The following is a 12,692-nucleotide window of genomic DNA, read 5'->3' as shown; positions in this document are numbered from 1 at the left end:
AAACACTCCATATTTAAATGGAGTGCTTTTGGTGGCCAGACCAGGAATCGAACCAGGGACACGAGGATTTTCAGTCCTCTGCTCTACCGACTGAGCTATCTAGCCATATAGACCTGGCGACGACTTACTCTTCCACACAGTCTCCCGTGCAGTACCATCAGCACTGTAAAGCTTAACCTTCGTGTTCGGAATGGGAACGGGTGTTACCTTTACGTCATAATCACCAGATTGAAAGAATATTGTTCTTTCAAAATTGCACAGTGAAAATTAGGTCAAGCCCTCGACCTATTAGTATTAGTCAGCTGAACATGTTACCATGCTTACACCTCTAACCTATCAACCTTGTGTTCTTCAAGGGGTCTTACTAGCTTATGCTATGGGAAATCTTATCTTGAGGTGGGCTTCACGCTTAGATGCTTTCAGCGTTTATCCCGTCCTGACATAGCTACCCAGCTGTGCTCCTGGCGGAACAACTGGTGCACCAGAGGTCAGTCCATCCCGGTCCTCTCGTACTAAGGACAGCTCCTCTCAAATTTCCTACGCCCGCGACGGATAGGGACCGAACTGTCTCACGACGTTCTGAACCCAGCTCGCGTGCCGCTTTAATGGGCGAACAGCCCAACCCTTGGGACCTACTTCAGCCCCAGGATGCGACGAGCCGACATCGAGGTGCCAAACCTCCCCGTCGATGTGGACTCTTGGGGGAGATCAGCCTGTTATCCCCGAGGTAGCTTTTATCCGTTGAGCGATGGCCCTCCCACGAGGAACCACCGGATCACTAAGCCCGACTTTCGTCCCTGCTCCACTTGTTTGTGTCGCAGTCAGGCTCCCTTCTGCCTTTGCACTCTTCGAACGATTTCCAACCGTTCTGAGGGAACCTTTGGGCGCCTCCGTTACTTTTTTGGAGGCGACCGCCCCAGTCAAACTGCCCACCTAACAATGTCCCGTGACCAGTTTCATGGCCGCCGGTTAGAATCCCAGTACTGTCAGGGTGGTATCCCAAGGTTGACTCCACAAAGGCTGACGCCCTTGTTTCTCAGTCTCCCACCTATCCTGTACAGACAATACCGAAATTCAATGCTAAGCTACAGTAAAGCTCTACGGGGTCTTTCCGTCCAATCGCGGGTAGCGAGCATCTTCACTCGCAATACAATTTCGCCGGATTTGTTGTCGAGACAGTGCCCAAATCATTACGCCATTCGTGCGGGTCGGAACTTACCCGACAAGGAATTTCGCTACCTTAGGACCGTTATAGTTACGGCCGCCGTTTACTGGGGCTTAAGTTCATACCTTCGCTTGCGCTAAGTATTCCCCTTAACCTTCCAGCACCGGGCAGGCGTCAGCCCCTATACTTCAGCTTTCGCTTTAGCAGAGACCTGTGTTTTTGCTAAACAGTTGCTTGGGCCTATTCTCTGCGACCTACTTGCGTAGGCACCCCTTCTCCCGAAGTTACGGGGTCAATTTGCCGAGTTCCTTGACAACAATTCTTCCGCTGGTCTTAGGATTCTCTCCTCACCTACCTGTGTCGGTTTGCGGTACGGGCGCCAACATCCTCCATAGAGACTTTTCTTGGCAGCGTGGAATCAGATACTTCGCCCATAAGGGCTCCCCATCACGTCTCAGCTAATACAGGCGGATTTGCCTATCCTGTATACCTAAACGCTTAGACGCACATCCAATAGTGCGCACATCTTATCCTCCTGCGTCATCCCATTTGTAATAACGTCAGTTGGCGGTATCGGAATATCAACCGATTGTCCATCACCTACGCCTTTCGGCCTCGGCTTAGGCCCCGACTAACCCTGAGCGGACGAGCCTTCCTCAGGAAACCTTAGGTTTTCGACCAATAAGATTCTCACTTATTTCTCGCTACTTATGCCAGCATACTCACTCCTGTACAGTCCACCGCTCCTTTCGGTACGACTTCAACCCATACAGGAAGCTCCTCTACCACTGATACTTACGTATCAATCCATAGCTTCGGTGGTAAGTTTTAGCCCCGGACATCTTCGGCGCAGGATCTCTTGACTAGTGAGCTATTACGCACTCTTTAAATGAGTGGCTGCTTCTAAGCCAACATCCTAGTTGTCTTAGAAATCCCACATCCTTTTCCACTTAACTTACACTTTGGGACCTTAGCTGATGGTCTGGGCTGTTTCCCTTTTGACCACGGATCTTATCATTCGTAGTCTGACTGCTTTGATTCAAGTATATGGCATTCGGAGTTTGATAGGGTTCAGTAACTGTTGTCAGCCCCTAGCCCATTCAGTGCTCTACCTCCATTACTCATTCAAAACGCTAGCCCTAAAGCTATTTCGAGGAGAACCAGCTATCTCCGAGTTCGATTGGAATTTCTCCGCTATCCACAGCTCATCCCATGGTTTTTCAACACCAACGTGGTTCGGTCCTCCACGGAATTTTACTTCCGCTTCAACCTGTCCATGGATAGGTCACCCGGTTTCGGGTCTACGACATGCAACTTCTCGCCCTATTCAGACTCGGTTTCCCTTCGGCTCCATACCTTAAGTATTTAACCTTGCTACACATCGTAACTCGCTGGCTCGTTCTACAAAAAGCACGCCGTCGCACATAAAAGTGCTTCGACTGATTGTGGACACACGGTTTCAGGTTCTATTTCACTCCCCTTCCGGGGTTCTTTTCACCTTTCCCTCACGGTACTGCTTCACTATCGGTCACCAGTTAGTATTTAGCCTTGGGAGGTGGTCCTCCCTGCTTCCCACAAGGTTTCACGTGTCTCGTGGTACTCTGGAGCAGATCTAGAAGTTTTCATTTTCACTTACAGGGCTTTTACCTTCTATGGCGGAGCCTTCCAGCTCTCTTCAATTAATTCCTACTTTCTGTTATGATCTGTCCGCAACCCCAGGAACAAGTTCCTGGTTTGGGCTCTTTCCCTTTCGCTCGCCGCTACTTAGAAAATCGATTTTTCTTTCTCTTCCTCCGGGTACTTAGATGTTTCAGTTCCCCGGGTATACCTCTATAAACCTATGGATTCAGTTTACAGTACATTACGTTAGTAATGTGGGTTGCCCCATTCGGAAATCTCTGGATCACTGGCTATTTGCGCCTACCCAAAGCTTATCGCAGCTTATCACGTCCTTCTTCGGCTTCTGGTGCCAAGGCATTCACCATGCGCCCTTTGTAGCTTGACCATTTAACCGAAAATTGCTATAAGCGGCGTATTTCTTCGTCAAGTCTCTCGCTGCGGTGCTCATTTACCATAAGTAAACTCTGCTCCTCACTCAAGCCTTTACTTGAACTACTTGCTTCTATCAATTTTCTAGTTTTAGTTCAATAAAATCTACAAAGGTGTTAAATATACTTTCGTATAAGTAATTTACCTTTAGCTTTACTTTTGTTAAACAATTGTGTTGTTTAACGATTTTTCACTGTGCAATTTTCAAAGAACAATTGGTGGGCTTAAATGGACTCGAACCATCGACCTCACGCTTATCAGGCGTGCGCTCTAACCAGCTGAGCTATAAGCCCGTATGGTGGAGATAAAGGGATTCGAACCCTTGACCCCCTGCGTGCAAGGCAGGTGCTCTCCCAACTGAGCTATACCCCCATACTACTTAATGAGAAACATGTAGTCTCTCAAAATTAAACAGAGTGTAAACAAACCGTTCAAAGTAGAATTACCTACTTTGTCGACTCCTTAGAAAGGAGGTGATCCAGCCGCAGGTTCTCCTACGGCTACCTTGTTACGACTTCACCCCAATCACTAACCCCACCTTCGGCCGCTGGCCCCTTTACAGGTTACCTCACGGACTTCGGGTGTTGCCAGCTCTCATGGTGTGACGGGCGGTGTGTACAAGGCCCGGGAACGTATTCACCGCGACATTCTGATTCGCGATTACTAGCAACTCCGGCTTCATGTAGGCGAGTTGCAGCCTACAATCCGAACTGGGATAGGTTTTTGAGTTTTGCTCCACCTCGCGGTCTTGCATCTCTCTGTACCTACCATTGTAGCACGTGTGTAGCCCTGGACATAAGGGGCATGATGATTTGACGTCATCCCCACCTTCCTCCCGGTTAACCCGGGCAGTCTCACTAGAGTGCTCAACTTAATGGTAGCAACTAATGATAGGGGTTGCGCTCGTTGCAGGACTTAACCTAACATCTCACGACACGAGCTGACGACAACCATGCACCACCTGTCTCCCTGCCCCGAAGGGCTTCATGCATCTCTGCACTATTCAGGGGATGTCAAGTCCAGGTAAGGTTCTTCGCGTTGCTTCGAATTAAACCACATGCTCCGCTGCTTGTGCGGGCCCCCGTCAATTCCTTTGAGTTTTAATCTTGCGATCGTACTTCCCAGGCGGAGTACTTATTGTGTTAACTGCGGCACAGAAGGGGTCGATACCTCCTACACCTAGTACTCATCGTTTACGGCGTGGACTACCAGGGTATCTAATCCTGTTTGCTACCCACGCTTTCATGCCTCAGCGTCAGTTACGGTCCAGAGAATCGCCTTCGCCACTGGTGTTCTTCCTAATCTCTACGCATTTCACCGCTACACTAGGAATTCCATTCTCCTCTCCCGCACTCTAGATATCCAGTTTGAAATGCAGCACCCAAGTTAAGCTCGGGTATTTCACATCTCACTTAAATATCCGCCTACGCATCCTTTACGCCCAGTAAATCCGGACAACGCTCGCCACCTACGTATTACCGCGGCTGCTGGCACGTAGTTAGCCGTGGCTTCCTCCTTTGGTACCGTCATTATCGTCCCAAAAGACAGAGCTTTACAACCCGAAGGCCTTCATCACTCACGCGGCGTTGCTGCATCAGGCTTTCGCCCATTGTGCAATATTCCCCACTGCTGCCTCCCGTAGGAGTCTGGACCGTGTCTCAGTTCCAATGTGGCCGATCACCCTCTCAGGTCGGCTACGCATCGTCGCCTTGGTGAGCCTTTACCTCACCAACTAGCTAATGCGCCGCGGGTCCATCTCAAAGCGGATTGCTCCTTTAATTAGTTCTCCATGCGAAAAACTAATGTTATGCGGTATTAATCTCCCTTTCGGGAGGCTATCCCCCTCTTTGAGGCAGGTTACCCACGTGTTACTCACCCGTCCGCCGCTAATCCACCCCGAAGGGCTTCATCGCTCGACTTGCATGTGTTAGGCACGCCGCCAGCGTTCGTCCTGAGCCAGGATCAAACTCTCAATTTAAAAGTTTGAATGCTCATTACTGTTTTACTCACTACTGTATTATAGTAGTTAAAGAATTGCTGGTTTAGTTTACTTAATAAAAGTTATTTTAACTTTCAACCTCTGTTTAATTTTCAAAGACCATCATCGTGTTTTGACGACTGTTTTAGATTATCACACCTAAACCAAATTGTCAACACATTTTCTTTTAATTTTTTATTTATTTCGTCATCTCCTGACGACATGTGTTATTGTATCACATTTTTTTTACTCCTAATGAACAAAACCCATAAATAGAGCTAATTATATTCAATTTACTTATTAATTCTTAATATTTTAAGCTATTACATATATAGATACGCCTGGATAAGTATATTTATATTCCCAATAATAACTTCCTAAATACATAAGAACATATGACTCAAATAATATTAAATACTAAAAAACATATTAATCATCAGTAGTCTTTTCTCGTACTTATGATTAATATATTTATTATTTCCTAGATGAAGTGTAAACTTGAATCAGATGGGGTTTCGTCTACGACCCGGGGATTTGCCCGTTAAATGCCATTTAGGCATTTAACCCCCACCTGATTCTTAGTTGAACGAATCCAGGGACATAGCCGCTCGCAACGTACACTTTGAAGAAAAGCAGAGAGCCCAAATCTCTGATTTGGTACGAATCGCTTTCACAGAGTGCGTATGGGAGTATTAGAGCGGGTAGTAATCGGATAAAATGTAAACTCCAATCAGATGAGAGTATTCAATCCCGTAGTTATCGAATAAAATTTAATCGATTTAATATTGAGCAATTTTTCTACTAACATAAAAAAAGACGAGATAAACATCTCGTCTTTGGTGCTGAAGACCGGAATCGAACCGGTACGGGTTTTAAAGCCCGCAGGATTTTAAGTCCTGTGCGTCTGCCAGTTCCGCCACTCCAGCGCGTCCTGACTACAAAAATTATTATATTTCAAAATCACTAAAGTGTCAACACTTTTTTTAAACTTTTTTAAAGTAAGATCTTAATTGAGATGGGGATTCTTTTACCCCATCTGAATTTTAGAGCTGCGAATGCATGACTAACTTTTTTCACCACGGAACAAATATTCCTAAGAATATCAGGACTAAGCTAAGGTGAAATTTACTTATCTATACCGTTATTACCTTTGTAAAAGCTAAAACAAGTATTATTACTCCAATAAATATTCTATATATAGCAAAAACCCTCATAGGCTTCCTCTGTAAGAATTTCATAAACTTTTCAACCACTACTAGCGCTACTACAAAAGATACCACAAAGCCAACTGCAAGTGCTATGATTTGTGAACCACTCATGGATCCAAATCCATCTTTTAATGATAACACCGAAGCCCCTACCATTGTAGGTATAGCTAGAAAGAATGAAAATTCTGCAGCAGCCACAGTATTTAATCCACTTATCCATGCTCCTATTATAGTAGAAGCTGATCTTGACATACCTGGCCATAAAGCAAGGCATTGAAAACATCCTATTTTAAATGCTTGTACAACATTCACATCATCAATGCTTTTAGTTTTATTGCCTCTTCTATACTTATTCTCCATGAATATCATCAAAAATCCACCTATTATTAATGCTAGTGATACAGTAACTGCATTGAATAGCTTTGCTTGTATCGCTTTATGTAGAAAGATTCCTATAACTGCTGATGGTAAGAATGCTACAAATATATTAAACCATAACTTAAATCCCCATTGTCCCGGTTTAATATTTATTAAAGATGTTTTTATTTTTTCCCAATATAAAACTACTATAGCTAATATAGCTCCCAGCTGAATCACTACTTCAAACATATATACATATTGTTTCGGATAAGCAGGTTCTTGAAAGTTAATCAAATTACCTACTATTATCATATGTCCTGTAGAGGATATAGGCAAAAACTCAGTAATTCCTTCTACTATTCCAATGATAACAGCTTTAAGCATAAGTACTATTTCCATTATTCACACTCACTCTCTTATTTAATTTTATAACAACAATTTTTATTATACTATTTTTATTTATATCAACACAACATTTAACTTATAGTGAAGTAAAAAGAAAAACTTTACTTCTACAAAACAATATTTATAGAAGCAAAGTTTTTTACACTTATTACAATATTGAAGCAAGATCTTAATTCAGATGGGGATTCTTTTACCCCATCTGAATTTTAGATCTGCGAATGCATGGCTTACTTGGCGTTGAACTCCCAGTTAAGCAGAGAACCAAAATCTACGATTTTGTGTGAATCGGTCAAGCAGACATCCCAAATCTATGATTTGGTGATGGTCGCTTACTCTGTGAGTACTCCTCTGACGCTAGGAAGCGGAGTTTCATATTAAGTGGGAGACTTACGCCAAGTTAGTCATGTTAAATTATACATATTGAATTTCTTTTATTCTTGGACCAGCTTTAGCTATACTATCTGAAACATTTTTAAACTTCTTGAAATTTTCATTAAACTTTTCTGCAAGTTCTAATGCCTTAACATCATAAGCTTCTTTATCTTCCCAAGTATTCTTAGGATCTAGCATTCCCGATGGAACACCTGGACACTCTTTAGGTATTAAAATCTTGAATATAGGATGTTCTTCAAACTTAGCATTTGTTAACTCACCATCTAAAGCTGCTTTAACCATAGCCCTTGTATATGAAAGTTTTATTCTTTCACCTTTTCCATAGCCTCCACTTAGCCACCCTGTATTTACAAGATAAACTTCTGTTTTATACTTGTCTATTTTTTTACCTAACAGTTCTGCATAAACAACAGGATTCATGAGCATAAAAGGCTCTCCAAAACATGCAGAGAAAGTAGCTTTAGGTTCAATTATTCCTCTTTCCGTTCCCGCAACTTTACTTGTATAGCCAGACATAAAGTGATACATAGCAGTTTCTTTTGAAAGCTTAGCTATTGGTGGCATTACACCGAAGGCATCTGCTGTTAAAAATATTATAGTATTAGGATTGCCTCCTATTCCACTCTTTTCAATGTTATCTATATATTCAAGGGGATATGCAGCCCTTGTATTTTCTGTATACATACTGCTATCATAATCCGGTGTTCTATTATTACGAAGAACAACATTTTCTAGTATTGTACCAAACTTTATTGCATCATATATTTCTTTTTCTTTTTCTCTATCTAATTTAATGGTTTTTGCATAACATCCACCTTCAAAATTAAATACCCCATTATCACTCCAACCATGTTCATCATCACCAATTAATCTTCTTTCAGGGTCTGCAGACAATGTAGTTTTCCCTGTACCTGATAGTCCAAAAAATACAGTAGTTTTACTATCCTTACCTATATTTGCTGAACAATGCATTGGCATTACACTTCTTTGAGGTAATAAAAAGTTCATTATAGAAAATATTGCTTTCTTTATTTCTCCTGAATATTGAGTTCCGCCTATTAATATAACTTTTTTATCAAAGTTAACTAAGATAAATGCTTCAGAATTTATTCCATCTTCAGCTCCATTGGCTTTAAATCCTGGTACAGCAATCACGTTAAACTCAGGAACAAAATTTATAAGATCTGCTATGCTAGGTCTTATAAATAATTGATTTGCAAACATTGCCTGTGAAGCATACTCACATACAACCCTAATAGGGAGAGTGTATTCCTTCATAGCACCTACAAATCCGTCAAACATAAATATATCTTTTTCCTTTAAATATTCAACAACTTTGTAATAAAGTTTATCAAAAACCTCTTCATCTATAGATAAATTTACATCTCCCCAATTTATCTTATCTTCAATACTCTTTTGTTTTACTATAAATCTATCTTTAGGTGATCTTCCAGTATATTTACCTGTATTCACAACTAAAGCTCCTTTATCCGATAAAACAGCTTCTCCTCTTCTAACAGCAAATTCTGTTAGTTCCGCCACTGATAAATTTCTATACAAATTTTTGTACTCACTAATATTTAGATACTCAAGATTTATATTCATTGCTCAACCCCCCTATATAACCTATAATTGTATATCACATTACATTTTAAAATCATGAAGTTAAGACTTGAATCAGGTGGGGTTTCAACCCCCATCTGATTCTTAGTCGTACGAATCCAGGGACGTAGCCGCTCTTTACTCCCTCTTCGAGAGGGAGTATTAGAGCGGATAGTCATCGGATAAATAAAGCTTTATTTTTAATTACACCTCATTATTTAATTGCTTTCTTCGATAAGTATAACACATTTACTATATAAATGCTACACTTTTTATTTATATAATATATTCTTCTTATATCATTTAGGTTCCATTTTGTATAATTTCATAATTATAGAAAAGGCATCACAGAAAATTCTATGACGCCTTTTTTGCTTCTATTCTTTCTTCAATTCTAGTGAGATGCACAGCATAAAATATAAGGATGGCACCTATAATTTGTACAATAGATACCGATTCTTTTAAAATAACAAAAGAAACTATAATAGCAGTAGGTAATTCCATGTTACTTATTATAGAAACCTTTAAAGAGCCTATATACTTTATAGCAGCATATAGAAGCGTCAATGGAATTATCTCACAGAACAGTGCCAATATAATTATGTATTTTAAACTTTCCAATCTAATCTGACCATTAAATAAAAAAACAGGCCATTTGTATACGGTTAGGGTTATTAGTGAAAATAAAGTGGAGTAGGCATTTATTGATAGGGCATCTACATTTTCAAGTCTTTTTTCTGAATACAGGTTCATAAAAGCATAGAACACTGCCGCTAAAAGCCCGAATATTATTCCCTTGGAAGAATATTTTAACCCTCCTGAAAAAACATTTAAAGTTAAAATACATCCTAAAAACGCCGCAGTTATTGCTCCAATTTTTCTCATATCAACCTTTTGTCTTTCAACAAATAAAGAATACACAAAAACCATTATTGGATATGTAAACAAGAGCATAGTAACCATAGCTACAGGTAGATACTCAAATGCCATATAGTAAAAAATAGTCATCAGTGTATTTCCTACAGAACCTAATATAGCCATATTAAATAGCTGTTTTTTACTGACATATAGTTTTTTACTATCTTTTAAAAAAGCAACTAAAAACATCAAAGTCACTGCAATAATGTATTGAATAGTAAGCAAACTCACCGAATCTAAACCTGTATTTTGTGCTAATTTTACAAATATACCTGCTGTTCCAAACAAGATAGCAGATACAATCGCATACATATATCCTTTTCTCATTTTCTACCTCCCTAGCTTAACTTCATGTTGTTGGTGCAAAAAAAGTTATAATGTATTATAATATTTAAGAGTTAAAAGTAATTTGCTGCAACTCCTTCTTTAATTAACAAAAGGTGGTGTCAAAAATTAATATAAAATCATTTTTTAGTATTATAGTCTCCAAAGTAATAATAAAACTATCTAGGACTCTGTTCAAGGGCGGAAGCAATTTTCCTGGAAGAGTTGCCTTAAAATTCGATGAAAATATTTTAAAAACTGTTTGTATGGATTATAAAGTTATACTAGTAACAGGAACTAACGGAAAAACCACCACAACAAGCATGATATACAATATGCTAAAGGATAGTGGAAAATGTGTTATAACAAACAACACTGGAGCTAACATGCTTCCTGGTATAGTTTCATCCTTCGTAGAACATTATACCTTCTCCAAATGTTCAGAAACAAAATACGCAGTTATCGAATGTGATGAAGCAAATGTGCCTCTTTTTACTGAATACGTAACTCCCGAGGTACTAACTATAACAAATTTATTTAGAGATCAACTAGATAGATATGGCGAAGTATATACTACCTTAAAGAAAATTCTTCAAGGTGTTGAAAAGGTCCCTCTTACAAATTTAGTACTAAATGGTGACGAATCACTTCTTGGCGATTTAGGTCTTCCAAATAGAACTATATACTACGGATTTAATTATGCCTTAGATAACAATAAAACTATAGACATAAACGCTGATGCAAAATTCTGCAAAAAGTGTAAAAGCCCTTACAAGTATAATTATATTACATATAATCATTTAGGAGATTTCTATTGTGAAGATTGTGGATATAAAAGACCTGAACTTGATTATACTATAGATGAAATTAAAGAACAAACTCCAGAAGGTTCTCTTGTTACAATAAACGGTAAGGAATGTTACATAAGCCAACCTGGAACCTATAATATATATAATGCTTTATGTGCCTACTCAGTATCAAAAGTTTGCGGACTTGAAAACTCAGTAATATTTAATTCTTTAAGAAAGCAACAAAGCAGCTTTGGCAGACAAGAAAATATAAATATTGAGGGCAAAGAAGTAAAAATAGTGTTAGTTAAAAATCCTGCAGGTTACGACCAAGCAATAAATACTATAAGCCTTGATAGAAGAACTTTCGATCTTGCAGTACTTTTAAATGACAACTATGCAGATGGTAGAGATGTATCCTGGATATGGGATGTTAACTTTGAAAAACTTGCATCACTCCAAATAGATAAAACTATGGTTTCAGGAATTAGACTCTATGACATGGCTGCAAGACTTAAAATCGCTGGTCTATCTCCTGATAAATTTGTCATCTGTGAAGCTTATGAAAAGCTCCTGAAAGAAATTAAAGGCTGCAACAATAATACAGTATATATCCTTGCTACATATACCGCTATGATAAACTTCAGAAAGTTCCTTAATAGCAAGGGATACATAAAAAAATTGTGGTAAAAGGAGAATTAATTTAATGGAACTTAATATATGTCACTTATATCCTGACCTGCTAAATGTATATGGAGACCTTGGAAATATTCTTATTTTAAAATATAGAGCGGAACAAAGAGGTATACAAGTTAATGTAACAAATCTATCTCTAGGTGATCCTTTTGACCCATCTAAATACGATATAACCTTCTTTGGAGGCGGTCAGGACTACGAACAATCTATTGTTTCTGATGATATAAACTTGGCTAAAAAAACCGGTTTAACAGAATACATTGAGGATGAAAAGGTATTTCTATGTATATGTGGTGGATATCAGTTGCTTGGCAAATATTATACTACACCTGATGGCGAAAAACTTGAAGGCCTTGGAATACTAGATATATATACTGAAGGTGGAGATACTAGATTTATAGGAAACACTGTAATCCACAATGAAGAATTTAATGAGACCTATGTGGGTTTTGAAAACCACTCAGGAAGAACCTATATAGGAGATAACCTAAAGCCTCTTGGAAAAGTAATCGCTGGTTACGGAAACAATGGTGAAGATGGATATGAAGGTTGTATATACAAAAACTGTTATTGTACATACTTTCACGGATCACTACTCTCCAAAAACCCAGAGCTGGCAGACAGATTAATATCCTCAGCTTTATCAAAAAAATATGGGGAAGTGCAACTAGATTCCCTAAACGACAGCTTTGAACTTAAAGCAAAGGAATTTATTATAAAAAGAGAGAGTAAGAAAAGCTAATATGGGATTTCTAGGTAAAACTTGAACTTATACTCCGGGATAAGTTCAAGTAAAAAAACTATAT

Annotated in this window: 5 protein-coding genes, 4 tRNA genes and 3 rRNA genes; 2 read left to right on the top strand and 10 right to left on the bottom strand. The window is 39.4% G+C overall.

What is annotated here, in order from left to right; all coding sequences use genetic code 11:
- Positions 1-29 precede the first annotated feature (29 nt).
- From CLMAG_RS22835 to CLMAG_RS22790, 10 genes are all read right to left on the bottom strand, one after another.
- A tRNA-Phe gene (locus CLMAG_RS22835) sits at positions 30-105 on the bottom strand.
- Between the two features lie 6 nt (positions 106-111).
- Positions 112-228 (bottom strand): 5S ribosomal RNA (rrf, locus tag CLMAG_RS22830).
- Between the two features lie 40 nt (positions 229-268).
- Positions 269-3,170, bottom strand: a 23S ribosomal RNA gene (locus tag CLMAG_RS22825).
- 260 nt (positions 3,171-3,430) lie between these two features.
- Positions 3,431-3,507: transfer RNA gene (locus CLMAG_RS22820), tRNA-Ile, on the bottom strand.
- A gap of 3 nt (positions 3,508-3,510) precedes the next feature.
- Positions 3,511-3,586 (bottom strand) — tRNA-Ala (locus tag CLMAG_RS22815).
- Positions 3,587-3,680: 94 nt separating this feature from the next.
- Positions 3,681-5,192 (bottom strand): 16S ribosomal RNA (locus tag CLMAG_RS22810).
- Together the 16S, 23S and 5S rRNA genes with 3 tRNA genes alongside form the textbook arrangement of a ribosomal RNA operon.
- Positions 5,193-6,029: 837 nt before the next feature.
- Positions 6,030-6,118 (bottom strand) — tRNA-Leu (locus tag CLMAG_RS22805).
- 207 nt (positions 6,119-6,325) lie between these two features.
- Positions 6,326-7,159, bottom strand: coding sequence for an undecaprenyl-diphosphate phosphatase (locus CLMAG_RS22800; RefSeq protein WP_066628045.1), 834 nt, complete (start codon positions 7,157-7,159; stop codon positions 6,326-6,328).
- A gap of 417 nt (positions 7,160-7,576) precedes the next feature.
- The gene (gene pckA / locus CLMAG_RS22795) at positions 7,577-9,163 is read right to left on the bottom strand and encodes a phosphoenolpyruvate carboxykinase (ATP) (RefSeq protein ID WP_066628044.1); all 1,587 of its coding nucleotides are present in this window, start codon (positions 9,161-9,163) and stop codon (positions 7,577-7,579) included.
- A gap of 354 nt (positions 9,164-9,517) precedes the next feature.
- Positions 9,518-10,405 carry a DMT family transporter gene (locus CLMAG_RS22790; protein ID WP_073393010.1) on the bottom strand — a complete coding sequence of 296 codons (888 nt, stop codon included), beginning with the start codon at positions 10,403-10,405 and terminating at the stop codon, positions 9,518-9,520.
- Between the two features lie 116 nt (positions 10,406-10,521).
- Between CLMAG_RS22790 and CLMAG_RS22785 the strand changes: the two genes are divergently transcribed.
- Complete coding sequence (locus CLMAG_RS22785) at positions 10,522-11,880, top strand: Mur ligase family protein (RefSeq protein ID WP_066628034.1); 1,359 nt, start codon at positions 10,522-10,524, stop codon at positions 11,878-11,880.
- A gap of 16 nt (positions 11,881-11,896) precedes the next feature.
- Positions 11,897-12,628 (top strand): type 1 glutamine amidotransferase, encoded by a 732-nt coding sequence (locus CLMAG_RS22780; RefSeq protein ID WP_066628031.1) that lies wholly within the window; start codon positions 11,897-11,899, stop codon positions 12,626-12,628.
- Positions 12,629-12,692: the final 64 nt, after the last annotated feature.

It is taken from the genome of Clostridium magnum DSM 2767, from assembly GCF_001623875.1.
In the GTDB taxonomy this organism is placed as follows: domain Bacteria; phylum Bacillota; class Clostridia; order Clostridiales; family Clostridiaceae; genus Clostridium_AM; species Clostridium_AM magnum.
The sequence above is the reverse complement of the archived record's forward strand: the minus strand, read 5'-3'. Positions and strand labels throughout refer to the sequence as shown.

Coding starts and splice junctions, on each gene's coding strand:
- CLMAG_RS22780 (WP_066628031.1), top strand. CDS start 11,897: ATGGAACTTAATATATGTCACTTATATCCTGACCTGCTAAATGTATAT.
- pckA (WP_066628044.1), bottom strand. CDS start 9,163: ATGAATATAAATCTTGAGTATCTAAATATTAGTGAGTACAAAAATTTG.
- CLMAG_RS22790 (WP_073393010.1), bottom strand. CDS start 10,405: ATGAGAAAAGGATATATGTATGCGATTGTATCTGCTATCTTGTTTGGA.
- CLMAG_RS22800 (WP_066628045.1), bottom strand. CDS start 7,159: ATGGAAATAGTACTTATGCTTAAAGCTGTTATCATTGGAATAGTAGAA.